The sequence below is a fragment of the Methyloprofundus sedimenti genome (genome assembly GCF_002072955.1).
GTDB classification, from domain to species: Bacteria; Pseudomonadota; Gammaproteobacteria; order Methylococcales; family Methylomonadaceae; genus Methyloprofundus; species Methyloprofundus sedimenti.
Genome location: NZ_LPUF01000004.1, coordinates 174,712 through 191,728 on the forward strand (window position 1 = coordinate 174,712; position 17,017 = coordinate 191,728).

16 protein-coding genes are annotated in these 17,017 nt (G+C 42.6%); 10 read left to right on the forward strand and 6 right to left on the reverse strand.

All coding sequences use genetic code 11. From position 1 onward, the window contains the following. Positions 1–104: 104 nt before the first annotated feature. Entirely contained in the window at positions 105–1,742 is a 1,638-nt protein-coding gene (locus tag AU255_RS18400; RefSeq protein WP_233144750.1) for a BatD family protein, read from the forward strand. A gap of 318 nt (positions 1,743–2,060) precedes the next feature. Here the strand turns inward: AU255_RS18400 and gpsA are convergent, their stop codons facing one another. Genes gpsA through AU255_RS18420 form a run of 4 tightly spaced genes read right to left on the reverse strand, consistent with a single transcriptional unit; the run spans position 2,061 to position 4,360 of the window. Continuing rightward, complete coding sequence (gene gpsA, locus AU255_RS18405) at positions 2,061–3,065, reverse strand: NAD(P)H-dependent glycerol-3-phosphate dehydrogenase (protein ID WP_080524346.1); 1,005 nt, start codon at positions 3,063–3,065, stop codon at positions 2,061–2,063. An 8-nt stretch (positions 3,066–3,073) separates the two neighbouring features. Further along, positions 3,074–3,544: a protein-export chaperone SecB gene (secB, locus tag AU255_RS18410; protein ID WP_080524347.1), complete on the reverse strand. Its 471-nt coding sequence runs from the start codon at positions 3,542–3,544 to the stop codon at positions 3,074–3,076. Positions 3,545–3,585: 41 nt separating this feature from the next. Then, positions 3,586–4,017: a rhodanese-like domain-containing protein gene (locus tag AU255_RS18415; RefSeq protein WP_080524348.1), complete on the reverse strand. Its 432-nt coding sequence runs from the start codon at positions 4,015–4,017 to the stop codon at positions 3,586–3,588. Between the two features lie 25 nt (positions 4,018–4,042). Beyond that, entirely contained in the window at positions 4,043–4,360 is a 318-nt protein-coding gene (locus tag AU255_RS18420) for an ArsR/SmtB family transcription factor (protein ID WP_080524349.1), read from the reverse strand. A gap of 438 nt (positions 4,361–4,798) precedes the next feature. Between AU255_RS18420 and gpmI the strand changes: the two genes are divergently transcribed. The 3 genes from gpmI (at position 4,799) to AU255_RS18435 (ending at position 8,998) form a co-directional block, all read left to right on the forward strand. Next, positions 4,799–6,337: a 2,3-bisphosphoglycerate-independent phosphoglycerate mutase gene (gene gpmI / locus AU255_RS18425; RefSeq protein ID WP_080524350.1), complete on the forward strand. Its 1,539-nt coding sequence runs from the start codon at positions 4,799–4,801 to the stop codon at positions 6,335–6,337. A 54-nt stretch (positions 6,338–6,391) separates the two neighbouring features. Then, positions 6,392–7,465, forward strand: a complete 1,074-nt coding sequence (locus AU255_RS18430) for a murein hydrolase activator EnvC family protein (protein WP_080524351.1) — start codon at positions 6,392–6,394, stop codon at positions 7,463–7,465. A gap of 207 nt (positions 7,466–7,672) precedes the next feature. Beyond that, positions 7,673–8,998 (forward strand): S41 family peptidase, encoded by a 1,326-nt coding sequence (locus AU255_RS18435; RefSeq protein ID WP_080524352.1) that lies wholly within the window; start codon positions 7,673–7,675, stop codon positions 8,996–8,998. A 525-nt stretch (positions 8,999–9,523) separates the two neighbouring features. On the opposite strand, the gene AU255_RS18440 is transcribed toward AU255_RS18435, so the two are convergent. Beyond that, positions 9,524–10,141 (reverse strand): IS630 family transposase, encoded by a 618-nt coding sequence (locus tag AU255_RS18440; protein ID WP_332889083.1) that lies wholly within the window; start codon positions 10,139–10,141, stop codon positions 9,524–9,526. Beyond that, a complete protein-coding gene (locus AU255_RS18445) occupies positions 10,104–10,475 on the reverse strand; it encodes a helix-turn-helix domain-containing protein (RefSeq protein WP_158083035.1) in 372 nt (123 codons plus the stop codon). Before AU255_RS18445 ends, AU255_RS18440 begins: the two co-directional genes overlap by 38 nt. 469 nt (positions 10,476–10,944) lie before the next feature. Between AU255_RS18445 and hypA the strand changes: the two genes are divergently transcribed. The 6 genes from hypA (at position 10,945) to hypF (ending at position 17,016) form a co-directional block, all read left to right on the forward strand. Further along, positions 10,945–11,277, forward strand: a complete 333-nt coding sequence (gene hypA, locus AU255_RS18450) for a hydrogenase maturation nickel metallochaperone HypA (protein ID WP_332889080.1) — start codon at positions 10,945–10,947, stop codon at positions 11,275–11,277. Next, complete coding sequence (gene hypB, locus AU255_RS18455) at positions 11,277–12,095, forward strand: hydrogenase nickel incorporation protein HypB (protein WP_080524354.1); 819 nt, start codon at positions 11,277–11,279, stop codon at positions 12,093–12,095. The genes hypA and hypB overlap by 1 nt, the downstream gene beginning before the upstream one ends. 129 nt (positions 12,096–12,224) lie before the next feature. Continuing rightward, complete coding sequence (locus AU255_RS18460; protein WP_080524355.1) at positions 12,225–12,455, forward strand: HypC/HybG/HupF family hydrogenase formation chaperone; 231 nt, start codon at positions 12,225–12,227, stop codon at positions 12,453–12,455. Next, a complete protein-coding gene (gene hypD, locus AU255_RS18465; protein ID WP_080524356.1) occupies positions 12,452–13,582 on the forward strand; it encodes a hydrogenase formation protein HypD in 1,131 nt (376 codons plus the stop codon). The genes AU255_RS18460 and hypD overlap by 4 nt, the downstream gene beginning before the upstream one ends. A 57-nt stretch (positions 13,583–13,639) precedes the next feature. Next, positions 13,640–14,695: a hydrogenase expression/formation protein HypE gene (gene hypE / locus AU255_RS18470; protein ID WP_080524357.1), complete on the forward strand. Its 1,056-nt coding sequence runs from the start codon at positions 13,640–13,642 to the stop codon at positions 14,693–14,695. Then, positions 14,695–17,016 (forward strand): carbamoyltransferase HypF, encoded by a 2,322-nt coding sequence (gene hypF / locus AU255_RS18475; RefSeq protein WP_080524358.1) that lies wholly within the window; start codon positions 14,695–14,697, stop codon positions 17,014–17,016. The genes hypE and hypF overlap by 1 nt, the downstream gene beginning before the upstream one ends. Position 17,017 lies beyond the last annotated feature (1 nt).

A 17,017-nucleotide genomic window follows, 5' to 3' on the forward strand; every position in this document is an offset into this window, starting at 1 on the left:
GGGTAAAATAAACACAGTTTTAACTTATTATCATTTATCAAACAGCCATGATTTTTTCCAATAAATTTAGACTTTTCGCGCCATTGTTTTTATTGCTATTCACTGTGACAAGCCCACTGTTTGCCGCCGATATCAGTGTTAGTATCGATCGTAATCCGATTAATTTACATGAATCCTTTCAAATTACCTTTACTGCAAATGATCAACCTGATGTAGAACCTGATTTCTCACCACTGGACAAAGATTTTGAAATTTTAAATCAGACACAACAACAATCCGTACAGATTATTAACTGGAAAAAAACCAAATCTATACAATGGATTTTAACCTTGATGGCAAAACATGCCGGAAACCTGGTCGTTCCAGCCATTAATTTTGGCCAGGATAGCAGTCAGTTTGCCGCGATAGTTGTTAATGATGCTCAAGTTGCTGCGAATACAAATGAAGATTTGTTTTTACAGGTCGAAGTCGACACGCCCAAGCCCTACATTCAAGAGCAAGTTATTTATACTTTAAAACTTTATCGAAAAGTTAATATTTCCCAGGCAAGCTTAACCGAGCCGGCATTAGAAAATGCAGTGATCGAAAAATTGGGTGAAGACAAGAATTACAATACCCAGTTTCAAAGTGAAAATTATGTCGTTACGGAACGTAAATATGCTATTTTCCCACAAAAAAGTGGCACTATGACTATTGCCCCGCTTAATCTGACAGCCAGTATCGTTATTCCAGGACAGCGCCAGTCTAATAGTTTTTTTAATCGACAAAAGACGCGTACCCAGCGTGTCGAATCTGCAGCGATAAGCCTGGAGGTACAAGCTAAACCAGTCAGCGCAGGAACTGACGACTGGCTGCCCGCTAAGCAAGTCTATTTAAGGGAAAAATGGACTGATAATGCTGCACAGATGATCGTAGGTCAGCCGGCCACGAGAACCATTACTTTACTCGTAGAAGGCGCAACCGTCGGCATCTTGCCCGAATTATATAAGGATAATATGCCACAGAATTTAAAAGCCTACCCTGACCAGCCAGTATTAGAAGAAGAAGCAAAAGAGGATGGCATAATATCTATTCGAGAAGAAAAGATTGCTTTGATTCCAGGCCAGGCAGGTACTTATACCTTGCCGGCAATTGAAATTCCCTGGTGGAATACTCAAACCCGGAAAATGGAAATAGCCCGGATAGCAGAACGGACTATAACCGCGGTTGCTGCAACCGGTTCAACAGTTCCCCTAGAACCAACAGCGCCCCTAGTATCTCCTGCACCAGCAACAATTAACGAGAATACTCAACAACCAGAGACCGGGACTTTTCTGCAAATAAAAACCTTATGGTTCTGGCTCGCATTATTTTTTGCATGTGCATGGCTAGTGACTTTAGTGTATTTTTTATCCAGGAAAACGGACCATACGGAAAAACAGCCATTCGCTGTAGAAAAAAAATCAGCGGTCGATAAAAGCCTGAAAAAAGCATGTACAAATAATGATCCAGTAATGGCCAAAAATGCATTGCTGCAATGGGGACGTGAAAAATTTAAGCAGTCTAGTTTAAGCAAAATTGCTGAGCAATGTGAGCAGCCCTTGCAGGGCGAGATATTATCATTAAATGCAATTTTATACGGCAATGTCAGCACTCAAACCTGGCAAGGGGCTGAGCTTTGGACTGCTTTTCAAAACCATAAACCAGATACTGTAGCAGGAAAGGATCAAACAGACCCTTTGCAGCCTTTATTTAAAATTTAGAGGACATACAGAGCAGGGACAGGATCAGGTCTTTTCTGATCCTGATTCTTTAATATATACTTCGCACGACCACGGTTACAGTTTTCTAGCGACCGCTTTTTGCCGATAGCTGCGTTACTGAAACATTTGCGTAGCTAGCTATGCGCCTGTTTCAGCGCCTTGCTCTCAACAAAAATCGACTCACTATAAAATCCGCAACCGTCACCGCGCGAAGTATAGCTAATTTGTATAGCTGTAACTATGTTAAGCAGTGCCGGCGAAAGCTATCGCGGACAGGGACTGCCAAAGGCGTATGAATAATCAGATAGAGTCCAGGAATCAGTACTGTGTCTCGGACTTTTGGTCTCGTTGCAGTAAGTTTTGTACTGCACTTAAAGGCGCAAGCCCTTCGTATAATACGCGGTAGGTTTGTTCAGTAATTGGCATATCCACGCCATATTTTTTAGCCAGCATATAGGTCTCTTTTGCTGCAGAGATTCCCTCAACTTCCTGACCAATTTCTTGTATTGCCTGTTCTCTGTCTTTTCCCTGGCCTAAAGCCATACCAAAGCGACGATTACGCGACTGGTTGTCGGTACAGGTAAGAATCAGATCACCTAAACCCGCTAAACCCATTAGCGTTTCCTGCTGCCCGCCCAGGGCGGTGTTCAGACGAATAATTTCCGCTATGCCGCGAGTAACCAAAGCTGCCCGGGTATTTGCGCCAAAGCCTAGACCATCAGCAATGCCGGCTGCAATAGCCAGGACATTTTTAACCGCACCACCGACTTGCACGCTAATAATGTCGGGGGTTGTATAGATACGAAAGCGCGGGCTGTGCATGATCTGCGCTAACTGATTTGCAAAGGTCTGCTGGGTTGAAGCTATAGTAACTGCTGTTGGTAAGCCGACTGCGACTTCCCGGGCAAAGGAAGGTCCGGATAATACCGCCGCAGGTGTTTCGGCAGAGAATAGATTAGCCACTATTTGATGCAGTAATTCGCCTGTTTCCGGGTTAAAACCTTTACTTGCCCAGGCTATTTTCACCTTCTTACCGACAAAGGGCTTAATTTTCAGCAACGTCTCTAGAAATACGTGACTAGGTACAGAGATTAATAGTATGTCACTAAACTGGGCGGCTTGTATAATATCATCCGTGACTTCGAGTGTATCGGGAAAAGTCAGGTCAGCAAGATAGCGTTTGTTTTGCCGGTCTTCTGCCAGGTTTGCAATATGTTCTGGCTGATGGCCCCAAAGCAGGGTTTGATTGCCATTTCTTGCAGCTTGTATAGCCAGAGCCGTGCCCCATGAACCAGCGCCCAAAACACTAATCTTGCTTGTCATTACAGGTTTTAGTTTAAAGTATTTGTGCTAGCCGATTTTTGTTGTGCTTGCTGAACATGTTGTGCATATAAGGCATCAAAATTTACCGGCGCTAAAAGCAGCTGAGGAAAGCCGCCCTTGGCGACTAAGTCAGATACAACTTCACGCGCATAGGGAAATAAGATATTAGGACAGAAACTGCCTAACATCGGCCCCATTTCCTGGTCTGAAAAACCCGCTAAAGAAAAAATACCTGCTTGCGTCGCTTCCACCAGGTAAGCCGTTTTTTCGTCAGTTTTAACGGTGACAGTGACAGTAATCGCAACTTCAAACATGGAGTTTTCTAGTGGCAATGCATTGGTACCTAAATTAAAGTCCACTGAAGGTTCCCACTTTTCAGTGAAAATCTTTGGTGATTCGGGTGATTCAAAGGAAATATCTTTAGTGTAAATTTTTTGAATTGAAAATTGTTTTTCTTGTACCTGGTTTTCTTCAGCCATGATTATTTGTGTTTATATTTAAATGTAAGTGTTATTGATAATTATTTTTTGTTTTTAACTATAGGTAACTTATTTTCTTCCCATGACTGCATACCGCCCGTCATCAAAAAAACATTTTCAAAACCTAGCTTGTGTAGTGTAGAGCAGGCAGGAGCAGAACGAGTACCAGATTGACAAACGACGATTACATCATCTTTTTTGTAAAGATCAATTTTATTAATTTGAGCTTCAATATCTACAACAGGTATATGTATCGCATCTGCGATATGACCTTTGTTAAATTCACTTGCTTCGCGGACATCAAGGATAATTGGATGGCCCGTATTTAATTTGGTTACAGTAAGCATAGGCGAAATAGTATTATATTTTCGTATGCCCGCCTCGACTATATCCTGAATTAAAAAAAATGAAACTGCAAAAAATGCAGTAACAAGCATCCAGTGAGTAGAGGCGAATTCGATATATTGATCCATTGTGAGTTTTATTTAGGGGTTAAAATTAGCATTGATGATGACAAAAAATCTCACGCATCATCTCAATCAGCTTAAGCATGCGCGGGTCATCAATATAGTAAAAAACGCGGTTGGCATCTTTTTTAAAGTTTAAAATATCTTTTTCTCTTAAAATCGCGAGATGCTGAGATATATTACTCTGACTGGTGCCCACTTTCTCGACGATATCTTGAACGCTAATCGCCTCGGTACCCAGTACGCAAAGGATTTTTAAACGTAAAGGATGAGACATAGCTTTTAAACAGCGTGCTGCTCGTTCTATATCAGCATCTGCGTATAAGGAGTGATTTTCTTGAGTTTCCATGAGTCTATATTGTTTGCAAGGCGCGAATTATAACATCCAAATAAGCAGTTTTTGCATACTTGTTCTGCTTTAAAGTAAGCAAGAGACAGTGCCAAGGTGAGTTTTTATTTGGAGCTTGTAGATTATACTGTGTAGTTTAGCCTATTAATGGCTTATTAGAAAACTCTTAATTTCATCAAAAACAATTACCTTCAGCAAATGCTCGAGTATTTTACACTGATAACGATCCAACAAAACAACTTACTCATAATCTTGATGCGCAGTCTCTCAAAAACCAAATGAAGCACAATAATTAAAATTAAGCGCACTAACAGGTAATTTTTTACAATATACTTAGGCTGGCATCATCACACTACGTACAAAAGTCTTATATTGTTATAAAATAGTACCCATCACAACAGTGCGTTGTTTATATTTTTTGGAACTACGAGATAAATCATGATCAAACCAAAACCTTTAATATTATTAATTCTGGATGGCTTTGGCGTTAGAGCAGAGACAAGCTATAACGCAATCGCTGAAGCTAATACGCCATGTTGGGATAGTCTGCAGAAAAAATATCCTATGACTCAACTGAATTGTTCCGGGCGCGTTGTGGGTTTACCTGATAAGCAAATGGGGAATTCTGAAGTCGGGCATATGCACATCGGTACCGGACGTTATATTCCCCAAGATTTTTCCAGAGTCAGTGACGCAATAGAGTCTGGCAGTTTTTTTGAAAACCCGGCCTTATGCCTTGCTGTAAACGAGGCATTAAGTCATGATGGAACGTTGCATATTCTTGGCTTACTTTCAACTGGAGGCGTTCACAGTCATATCGACCATATTCTGGCAATGCTGGAAATGGCAGCAAAAAAAGGCTTAAAAAAAGTAGCTATTCATGCCATTTTAGATGGTCGCGATGTTGCACCGAGTAGCGCTAAAGAATATCTTGCAATGTTACAGGATAAAATTGATCAGTTAGGTGTAGGGCATATTGCTTCAATCATTGGTCGTTTTTATGCGATGGACAGAGATAACCGCTGGGAGCGCGTACAAAAAGCACATCAACTTATTGTTTTAGGCAAAGGGGAATATACAGCACAGTCCGCGATAGAGGGATTGCAAGCTGCCTATCAGCGTGAGGAAACTGATGAGTTTGTTCCGGCGACAGCGATACATAATGCACAAGGTGAAGTCACCAGTCTGGCTGACACTGATTCTGTCGTTTTTATGAATTTTAGAGCTGACCGTGCTCGCGAAATTAGCCAGGCGATAACTGATACTGATTTCTCAGGGTTTGATCGCAATCATGCCGGATTTCAAGGTTGTTTTGTCACCCTGACTGAATATAATGAAAAATATACTTACCCCATCGCCTTCGCATCTTCGGAAATTAAAAACACGCTGGGTGAAGTGTTGGCGCAACAGGGCTTATTGCAATTACGACTAGCAGAAACGGAAAAGTACGCTCACGTCACTTTTTTTATGAATGGTGGTGTTGATGAACCCTATCCCGGTGAAGATCGTATTCTGGTGCCCTCGCCTAAAGTAAAAACCTATGACCTGCAACCTGAAATGCATGCAGCAAAGGTGACTGAGCATTTGGTCAATGCGATTACCGAGCAAAAATATGATGTCATCATATGCAACTATGCAAACTGTGATATGGTCGGGCATACCGGCAAATGGGAAGCAGCACTGAAAGCAGTAGAAACAATTGATAAATCTTTAGCTGCACTTGTTGAAGCTCTGGAAAAGGTAGGGGGACAAATGCTACTTACTGCTGATCACGGTAATATTGAACAAATGCGTGATGCCCAAGGCGGGCCATTAACTTCACATACGACTAACCCGGTTCCGTTAGTCTATGTAGGCGGAAAAAGACCTTTGGCCGATGGCGGCAGTTTAAAAGATCTGGCCCCGACTATGCTGGAAATTTTAGGCATAGCACAACCCGTAGAAATGGATGGCAAATCTCTTTTGACAGGGTCTTAAGTGCACGTTAGATTTTTTCTGCTGTTTTTGCTACTCTGCAGCCATAGTACCGGAATGGCTGCAGTAAGCAAAGACCAAGAGTTACGTCAGATTCAGGACAAAATTAAAGTACTCGCTGATAACTTAAGCGACTTGAACAAGCAAAAAAATCAAGCGAGTTCTGAATTGAAACGCGTTGAGCAACAGTACGGAGAAATATCCCGTACGGTTCAGGAACTGGACACACTAGTCAACTCGAAACGCCAGCGCATTAATGAAATCCAACAAGAAATGCAATTGCAAAATAGCTGGTTACACACACAAAAATCACAGCTAGCAGAGCAAGTCAAAACAGCGTACGCACTCGGGCGACAGGAGCAATTAAAACTATTGCTCAATCAGCAAGATGTCAATCGAAGCAGTCGCATCATGACTTATTATAAATATTTTAATCAGGCACGACTGGATAAACTGCAACGTATTAATGCCAGCTTGCAATTACTAACAAATTTAGAACAAGACAAGCTCCTGGAAAGTCAAGAGCTGGCAAAGTTAATGGCCGATAATAAATTACTTCAAGAGCAGTTGATCTTGAGCAAAATCGAGCGCAAACAATTACTTGAGAAAATTAATAAAGACTATCAGGATAACAGTCAGCAACTATCCAGACTTAAAAAAAATGAAAAACAACTAAAGTTGCTTATTTCAAGATTAGAGTATGTTACTCGAACCGAAATCGCCAATAAAATAAAGACTCAGTCTTTTACTCATTTAAGAGGCAAATTACCCTGGCCAGTACAAGGCAAGATCGCCAAAAGCTTTGGTAGCCTGCGCTCAGGTGGCAAATGGAACGGAGTATTAATTCAAGCACAGGAAGGAAGCAAAATAAAAGCCATTGCCCATGGACAAATTGTTTTCTCAGGCTGGTTTAAGGGTTATGGCCTATTAGCTATCGTAAAGCATGATAAAAACTTTATGAGCCTGTATGCATTTAATCAAAGCCTGTATGGAGACGTAGGTGACTGGATAAAGGCTGGTGATACGATAGCAACAGTGGGTAACAGCGGGGGTAGAGACAAGGCGGGGTTATATTTTGAAATCCGCAAAAAAAATAAACCGCTTAACCCGCAAAAATGGTGTAAAAAATAGGCGTATATATACCTCAACCTTTTAGCTTTGCGGGGTGTAAGACAAAGAAACTGTAAAATAATTATGTGTTGTAATGCGTTCTTTTTAAATTGAATTGCATTATTTATTTGTATATTGATATAGAATACTTATCTAGAATCTGTAACCCTATTCAAATATGGATACAGATAGAATTTATCAGGAATATTGTTACGGAGTTTGTACAAGGTGCTTAAACAAAAAAATATTTTTATCTTATTTGTAGGTTGTTGCCTGGGTGTTTTATTTTCTACCGCCGGTTCAGTACTGGCAGATAAGGACGCTGAGCAGAACGAGCAGGCTGTAAGCTTACCTTTTGAGGAATTACGCACATTCACGGAAGTCTTTGGTCGCATTAAACAGGATTATGTTGAGACTGTTAGCGATAAAGATCTACTGGAAAATGCGATCAGAGGCATGTTAGTTGGTCTGGACCCTCACTCTAGCTATTTAGATACGGAAGAGTATAAAGAGCTTAAAGTAGGAACAACCGGGCGATTTGGCGGACTTGGAATACAGGTCACAATGGAAGATGGCTTTGTTAAAGTAATCTCCCCTATAGATGATACCCCTGCACAACGTGCAGGCATTGAGCCCGGTGATTTAATCATCAAACTTGATGACCAGCCTGTTAAGGGCATGTCTCTGACTAATGCCGTTAAAATAATGCGTGGTGAGGTGGGTAGTAAAATCGTGCTCACCATTGTGCGCGAAGGTGAAGAGGCGCCTTTTGACGTAACTTTAGTCAGAGATATTATTAAGGTAAAAAGCGTACGCAGTCGTATTTTAGAAGATGGTTTTGGCTATATACGTATCAGTAGCTTTCAATCGCCTACAGGCGAAGCCTTGAAAGATGCAGTTGACGAACTTAAGAAAGAAAATGGCGGACCGCTAAAAGGGTTAGTGCTGGATTTACGCAACAATCCTGGTGGAGTTCTCGATGGCGCAGTGTCAGTCAGTGATGCTTTTTTAAACTCAGGTAAAATCGTTTATACAGAAGGACGTATTAAAGACTCGCAGATGGAATTTAATGCAACACCTGGTGATTTATTAGATGGAGCGCCTATTGTTGTTTTGATTAATGCGGGTTCTGCTTCTGCCTCAGAAATCGTTGCCGGTGCTTTACAGGATCATAAACGCGCAATTATTATGGGAACTAAATCCTTTGGTAAAGGCTCAGTGCAGACAATTATGCCTACGGGCAATGGCGGAGCGGTAAAAATCACTACTGCGCGATATTTCACTCCTGCAGGTCGTTCAATACAGGCGACAGGCATTGAGCCTGATATAGAGCTTGAACGCCTTAAACTCGAGTCATTAGAAGCAAGCAGTTTTAAGCCTATTAAAGAAGCTGATTTATCAGGTCATTTAGCGAATGGCAATGGCAAAAAAACGAAAACTCCAGAAAACACAAAAGAAAATGACAACGAAGAAGACCCAAAAGGAGTTGATATGCGTGACTATCCATTAAAAGAAGCGTTGAACTTATTAAAAGGCATCGTAATTCTAAAATAGTCTAAAGGTCTGGTCATGCTTCGCGCGATAATGTTACGCGGAGCATTTCCACTAATCCTGATTTAATGTTAGTTCTAAGCTATCGGGTCCGAGGTAACGGGATTGTGGCCGTTACCCGCCTCAGCCGAGTAGTCCAAAGTATTAAACGATAATCTATACTTCGCGCGGTCACGGGTGCGGTTGTATAGCGAGTTAATTTTAGTCGAGAGCAAGGCGCGAAACAGGCGCATAGCAAGCTACGTAACTGTTCCAGCAACGCGGCTATCGATTAAAATCGGCCGCTAGAAAACCGCATATGTGGCCGCGCCAAGTATATCCGTGAAAAGTACTGAGATGCAATATCGTCAATAACAAATGCTATTCAGCCGCATATTTTTGCATTACATTCTCTTGCCAAATTCTTCATCGAGTCTCCTGGTCTCAAATTCCATTGCCACTGTTTTACCTTGCTACAAATCAATTTTGCTACCTTATCAATCATCGCCTGGGAAAAATTTATCAGAATTTGAGTATTACATATCCCACTTAAATAGCGAACTTCATTGAGTGATTAACAAAGCTTAGAGCATTATCTGTACTGATGCATTTCAACCCTTCGGCATAAGCTTGATATAACGCTTCAACGGTTCGTGGTCTTTGTTTGCGTAAGTACTGTTTAATTTTATTCCATGCTAATTCAATCGGGTTAAGGTCAGGTGAGTAAGGCGGTAGATAAATAAGCTTTGCTCCTGTCTTTTGAATAAGATCCTTAATCTCATCTACTTTATGAACTGAGGCATTATCCATCACAACATAGTCACCTTCAGCGAGTAAGGGGCAAAGAAAATGCTTCAAAAAGTAGAGGAATACAAGTCCTGTCATGGTTCCTTCAAAATTTAAGGCGGTTTTCATACCGGCTGATGTCATTGCCCCGACCATACTTATACGCTGCCCTTTAGCAACCGGCGCTTCATCATAAACACGCTGATCTGACGGTGCTCGCCCATAAAGAGGTGAGAGATTCAGTCCTGCGCCCATTTCATCAAGAAAAATGAGCTTATCGAGCGATATATCGGCGATTTCAGTGCAATAGTCTATTTTTAGCTTTTTAGTTCGGTCACAATATTTAGCTGGATCGTACGGACTTTTTTTTATATCGAATATTCATACGCTTAAGAGCTCTATCCATTGAACTTTTCCCCATGCTAATACCAAAGTGTTCAGCATATCGGTCACAAAGATCATTTAGTGTCAAATCAGGCTTTTTTATTAGCCATTCTTTTATCTCAAGAGCACCCGCTTCATCTACTTTTGGTGCAACATGCCCGCCTACTTTTTTGGCTGCAATCATGCCAGTTTCCTGGTAATGTTGCCATAAGGTATAAACAAAAGAATAAGAAACAGCGAAACGTTTAGCTATATCAGGTTTACTTTGTTTGTCTATCTCAATAGCATTGAGCACTTTTTTTCGAATATCGACTGAGTAAGGGGCTGGCACAAAAATATGATTGATAACGGAGAACTGGGAAAGCTATAGTACATTAAAATTCAGTTCATTAATACGGGAAATGTAATATAAACTATGGGGAGACCACTCAAACCAAATTAAATAACTTGCACCGAATACCCAAGCATATTACATTTAGCTGGTTAACGAATTATTTAGATGTTATATATCATATAAATAACAGCGAATATTGCAGAGTAATTATTATCCTAGAAACCGAAGTTGACCGCTACAAACACTATAAGTGACTGAATATAAAGTATAATGACCTTAAATTCTTGTCACCTGTTGGGTGGCTATACTCCGCTTCACGGTTTTGTGGATAAACCTGAGCACGAAATACTACGTTACAGCTCTTGCAAAGGGCTACGGCCATTGCCTGCGAGCTGTGCCTTGCCTTTCACACTCAGATTTTCCACAAAATCCGTGTTCAACTGCGGTTTCTAGGATTATGCATGAAATGTCATTATGCGAAAGCGTTCTGGAGATATTAGAACAACAATCCAGGCAACAGCACTACAGTAAAGTTAGCAGGGTGTGGCTGGAAATTGGAGCCCTTTCATCGGTAGAACCAGATGCCATGCGTTTTTGTTTTGATGCAGTAATGCAAGGCTCGCTAGCGGAAAACGCACGGCTGGAAATTGTAACAGTTCGAGGACAGGCCTGGTGTTTGCAATGCAATAAAAATGTGCTCATTGAACAACGTTATGATACATGTCCTGCATGTGGTGGATTTCAATTGCAGGTGAATGATGGTGAGCAAATGCGAATTAAAGAACTGGAGGTAGAATAATGTGTACCGTATGCGGATGCAGTGAAGGTGAAACCACAATAGAACATACTCATGAACATGAACATCATCATGGAAAACACAGCCACACTCATGATTATGGATCAGGAGCGGCACATGCTCATGCACCCGGCTTAAGTCAGGCGCGGATGGTGCAAATTGAGCAGGATATTTTAAGCAAAAATAATCAATATGCGAGTGACAATCGGGATTATTTTAGCAAACACGGTATATTAACCTTAAACCTTGTTTCCAGTCCTGGCTCGGGTAAAACCAGCCTACTAACAGAAACTATTGCGCTATTGAAAGACCAGCTGGATATCTCGGTTATAGAGGGCGACCAGCAAACCACCCATGATGCCGACCGCATTCGAGCAACCGGTGTTAAGGCATTACAAATTAATACCGGTAAAGGTTGCCATCTGGATGCACACCAGATTTGTCATGCACTGGAAAACCTGAAACCCGCAGCAGCAAGTATCTTGTTTATCGAAAATGTCGGTAATCTGGTCTGCCCTGCCAGTTTTGATTTAGGTGAAGCGCATAAGGTAGCGATTCTTTCGGTCACTGAAGGTGAAGATAAGCCGCTGAAATATCCGGATATGTTTTATGCTGCGGATTTAATGATTTTAAATAAAGTTGATTTATTACCTTATGTTGATTTTGATGTAGCGCAATGTATTCAATATGCGAAACAAGTGAATCCACGTATTAAAATAGTGCAATTATCGGCTAAATCCGGCATCGGCATGGAGAGCTGGGTGCAGTGGCTAAACGCAAGTCGGGCAATGCAATTAGTTGATTTTTCTGAAACAGCTTAACCCGCCGTAAATCGGGTACATTTTCAGCACTCGTTTCACACTCAGGAGTAAAAAAGCTTTAGCTTTTTTCTTTTATCTGCAATCGCCAAAGCTATTGCACTCCTTTTAATACAAACAAAGATTTTAATTATGTGCCTAGCCATCCCCGCAAAAATTATTGCCCTTGATACCTCTAACGACAGGGCGACGGTAACCGTTGATAATGTTCAAGTCGAGGTTTCACTGGCGTTGGTCGATGATGTTGTTATTGGCGATTATGTGCTGGTGCATGTCGGTTATGCACTGAATAAAATTGATCAGGACGAAGCCTTGAAAACCATTGCTTTATTTGCCGAAGCGGGTTTGAGTTGGGCATCATGAAATATATAGACGAATTCAGAGAACATTCACTGGCGCAACAACTAGCCAACGCAATTAAACAAGAAGCAGATAACAACAGAACCTACCGGTTAATGGAGTTTTGTGGCGGCCATACCCATGCTATTTTTCGTTATGGCATACAGGACCTGCTTCCGGATAATGTTGAATTTATCCATGGCCCGGGCTGCCCTGTCTGCGTCTTGCCCATGGGGCGAATTGATAACGCTATTGAACTGGTCGAGCAACATGATGTTATTTTATGCATCTATGCCGACTTGTTACGCGTACCCGCGAGTCTGGGGAAAAGCTTATTAAAAGCGAAAGCATCAGGCGGTGATATTCGCATGATTTATTCCACCCAGGATGCCTTAAAAATTGCCCGCGATAATCCGAATCGCGAAGTGGTGTTTTTTGCCATCGGATTTGAAACCACCACGCCACCGACTGCTGTGGCAATTAAACAAGCAAGTGAACAAGGCTTAAAAAACTTTTCGATATTTTGTAATCATGTGTTGACCCCATCGGCCATGCAGGCCATTCTTGATGCACCCGAACCCGTTTCGATTGATGGCTTTCTAGGACCGTCGCATGTCAGTACGATTATTGGCAGCCAGGCCTATGAGATTTTTGCGCAGCACTATCTTAAACCAATTGTCATTGCCGGATTTGAGCCACTGGATGTTATGCAGTCCAGTCTGATGTTGATTCGTCAATTGAATACCAGTCGCCATCAAGTAGAAAATGAATATACCCGGGCAGTCACCAGAACAGGCAATGTAAAAGCACAAAGCTTAATGAATGAGGTGTTTTGCCTGCGAGATGAATTTGAATGGCGCGGCCTGGGCTTAATCCCGAAAAGTGCTTTAAAACTCAGGGCAAACTATGCACAGTTTGATGCTGAATTACGCTTTCAGTTGCCAGCCATCAAGGCATCGGATGTCAAAGGATGCGAATGCCCGGCTATTTTACGCGGCGCGAAACGACCTGTTGATTGTAAATTACTGGGTACGGTGTGTACCCCGGAAAATCCAATGGGTTCGTGCATGGTGTCTTCAGAAGGCGCTTGTGCGGCTTACTGGTCTTATGGTCGATTGCGTGGTGCGAGAACAAATAAGCTGTCTGCATAATCAAAGGGACAGAACCGACTTTAGTATTTAGGTAATTTAAAAATCAACTTGAGAAATATGACTAAAACGGGTGACATACGACAATCTAGAACGAACCTTGATATAAGAAACGGACAGGTAAATCTAAGTCATGGCAGTGGCGGCCGGGCGATGGCGCAATTGATTGCGTCAATATTTGTTAAACATCTTGATAACGAATTGCTTAGACAAGGCAATGATCAGGCATTGTTTAATGTCGAAGCGGGACGCATGGTCATGAGTACCGATTCACATGTGATCACGCCATTATTTTTTCCTGGCGGTGATATCGGATCTTTGGCAATACACGGCACGGTCAATGATGTTGTCATGTCTGGTGCAAAACCCTTGTATTTATCAGCCGGGTTTATTCTTGAAGAAGGTTACCCTCTGGCTGAACTGGAAAAAATAGTCATCAGCATGGCGGCCGCCGCTAAACAGGCGGGCACAGCTGTTATTACCGGAGACACCAAGGTTGTCGAACGGGGCAAGGGCGATGGCGTATTTATTAATACCTGCGGAATTGGAGTGGTGCCTGCTGGTGTGAATATCTCTGGAAATAGAGCTCAGGCGGGTGATGCAATTATTCTCAGCGGTTCAATCGGTGATCATGGTGTGGCGATTATGTCCAGCCGGGAAAATCTGCAGTTTGCTACGACAATTATTTCTGATTCAGCCTCACTACATAATTTAGTCGCTGATATGCTGGACGTGACGAAAGATATTCATTGTTTGCGCGATCCCACACGCGGCGGACTAGCAACCAGCTTAAATGAACTTGCTGCTCAATCAGCTGTAGGTATGGTAATTGAAGAACAAAAAATTCCGATAAAATCCGCAGTGAGAGCCGCTTGTGAAATCCTCGGGCTTGATCCCCTGTATGTTGCTAATGAAGGTAAATTGGTGTGTATTTGTCCTGCCGAACATGCGGCATCCATATTAACGACCATGCAACAGAATCCATTAGGCAAAAATGCCGCGATTATTGGCAAAGTCATTAGTGACGATAATCATTTTGTACAAATGAACACCGCTTTTGGTGGACAACGTATTGTCGATTGGCTAGCGGGCGAACAACTCCCTCGCATTTGTTAATGCCGGGCAAAGCCATCCGGGTTCGCGGAACCGTACAAGGTGTTGGCTTTCGTCCTTTTATCTGGCATTTAGCCAGACAATGCGGCCTTAAAGGTGGCGTGTGGAATGACGAGCAAGGGGTGATGATTCATGCCTGGGGAAGCTCAGCTCAGCTACAGTATTTTATTAGGCAAATTCCTCTACAACTACCGCCGCTAGCAAATATTCTTGTTTTAGAAACCACCGAGCTGACCACGCGCTCCGAGCATAACAGTTTTGAAATTATAGCCAGCCAGCAACACGCCTTTGCACAAACAATGATTACTGCCGATGCAGCGACCTGTCCTGAGTGTCTGGCGGAAATTAACGATCCACATAATCGCCGCTATCAATACCCTTTTACCAATTGCACCCATTGTGGACCGCGCTTATCCATTATTAAAGCGATTCCTTATGACCGTTGTAATACCAGTATGGCAGAGTTCCCCATGTGCCCTGCCTGTCAGGCGGAATATGATGCTCCGGATAATCGCCGCTTTCATGCTCAAGCAAACTGCTGCTCTGATTGCGGACCAGAGATCTGGCTGGAAGATGCCCGGTTGCAGAACATATCGTCTACTGATCCTATAATACAAGCGGCTTTGTTATTACAGCAAGGACAGATTATTGCAATTAAAGGTTTAGGCGGTTTTCATCTCGCCTGCGATGCAAATAATGAAATGGCTGTAACCAGATTAAGGCAAGGCAAAAAACGTTATGCCAAACCTTTTGCCCTAATGGCAAAAAATAGCCAGCAAGTCAAAGAGTATGCTCAGCTTGGCAATATCGAGCAGCAAGCTTTGACAGATAAGCAAGCCCCGATCATTATTTTAGCCGCGCAAGGTAAGAAACAGGCGCACAGTGTTGCACCCGCTGAAGACAAGCTGGGCTTTATGCTACCTTATACCCCCTTGCATTATTTACTGCTGCAGCACTTGTCCAGCCCGTTAGTGATGACCTCTGGAAATCTAAGTGATGAACCGCAATGCACTGATAATCAACAGGCACGGCAAAAATTAGCCGGGCTTGCAGACTATTTTTTAATGCATAACCGCGAGATTGTAAACCGGCTGGATGATTCTGTGCTGCGTCACTTAGGCGATAAAATACAGGTCTTACGTCGTGCGCGCGGATTCAGCCCCGAAGCCCTGCCGTTACCGAAAGGCTTTAACAAACAGCTGCAAATTCTGGCAATGGGCGGGGAATTAAAAAACAGTTTTTGCCTGCTGAAAGATGGCATGGCTATCGTGTCCCAACATATTGGCGACCTGGAAAATGTAGCGGCGCAACAGGATTACCGTCAGCAGATTAAACGCTATCAACAACTGTTCGATTTTAACGCAGATATTATTGCCGTTGACCTCCATCCCGGCTATTTGTCCACGCAATACGGGGAACAACTGGCTCAGGAACAGTCAATAAGCCTGCTAAGGGTACAGCATCATCATGCCCATATCGCCGCGTGTATCGCTGAGCATGGCCTGGCTATAGATACACCAGCGGTATTAGCAGCCGTTTTTGATGGTTCAGGCATGGGTCTGAAGGGCGAATTATGGGGCGGGGAATTTATGCTTGCTGATTATGTAACTTGCCAGCGCCTGGGTCATCTACAGAAAGTGCCCATGCCTGGTGGTGTACAAGCCATACGCGAGCCATGGCGTAATGCCTATGCGCAACTTGCACATAACTTTGACTATACAGCCATTAGCAAAGAATTTGCTGATCTGGATATTATCCGCTTGCTGGAAACAAAACCCTTATCCATCCTGGCGACCATGATAGAAAACAAACTCAACTCGCCATTAAGCAGTTCTTGTGGACGCTGGTTCGATGCCTTTGCTGCTTTATTAGGGATATGTCCAGAGCAAATTGCCTTTGAAGGACAGGCGGCTATCATGTTAGAAAGCCTGGCAGCATCTGAATTTATCCGACAACAAGATAATGCTTATGACTATGCCATAGAGTCCTCACATAATATCTGTGTACTCAATTTTCGAACACTCTTACTGGCTGTTTTACAGGATTTGCAACAGCAGCGAAATAAAGCGGTAATAGCCGCTAGAATTCATCACACTTTAATTTCAGCAAGTGTCGCGTTACTATTAAAACTATCCGCACAAACGCAAACTAATACCATTGTTTTAAGCGGAGGCGTGTTTCAAAACAAGCTGTTACTAGAATCCATAACGCAGCAATTACAGCTATACGGGAAAGCTGTTTTAAGTCCACAAAAATATCCTGTAAACGATGGCGGAATAGCATTAGGTCAAGCTCTAATAGCGGCAAGTATTCAGGTGATTTAAA

Bases quoted from the DNA above. Each gene is read 5' to 3' on its own strand.
- gpsA (WP_080524346.1), bottom strand. From the start codon at position 3,065: ATGACAAGCAAGATTAGTGTTTTGGGCGCTGGTTCATGGGGCACGGCT.
- secB (WP_080524347.1), bottom strand. From the start codon at position 3,544: ATGGCTGAAGAAAACCAGGTACAAGAAAAACAATTTTCAATTCAAAAA.
- AU255_RS18415 (WP_080524348.1), bottom strand. From the start codon at position 4,017: ATGGATCAATATATCGAATTCGCCTCTACTCACTGGATGCTTGTTACT.
- AU255_RS18420 (WP_080524349.1), bottom strand. From the start codon at position 4,360: ATGGAAACTCAAGAAAATCACTCCTTATACGCAGATGCTGATATAGAA.
- gpmI (WP_080524350.1), top strand. From the start codon at position 4,799: ATGATCAAACCAAAACCTTTAATATTATTAATTCTGGATGGCTTTGGC.
- AU255_RS18430 (WP_080524351.1), top strand. From the start codon at position 6,392: ATGGCTGCAGTAAGCAAAGACCAAGAGTTACGTCAGATTCAGGACAAA.
- hypA (WP_332889080.1), top strand. From the start codon at position 10,945: ATGTCATTATGCGAAAGCGTTCTGGAGATATTAGAACAACAATCCAGG.
- hypB (WP_080524354.1), top strand. From the start codon at position 11,277: ATGTGTACCGTATGCGGATGCAGTGAAGGTGAAACCACAATAGAACAT.
- AU255_RS18460 (WP_080524355.1), top strand. From the start codon at position 12,225: ATGTGCCTAGCCATCCCCGCAAAAATTATTGCCCTTGATACCTCTAAC.
- hypD (WP_080524356.1), top strand. From the start codon at position 12,452: ATGAAATATATAGACGAATTCAGAGAACATTCACTGGCGCAACAACTA.
- hypE (WP_080524357.1), top strand. From the start codon at position 13,640: ATGACTAAAACGGGTGACATACGACAATCTAGAACGAACCTTGATATA.
- hypF (WP_080524358.1), top strand. From the start codon at position 14,695: ATGCCGGGCAAAGCCATCCGGGTTCGCGGAACCGTACAAGGTGTTGGC.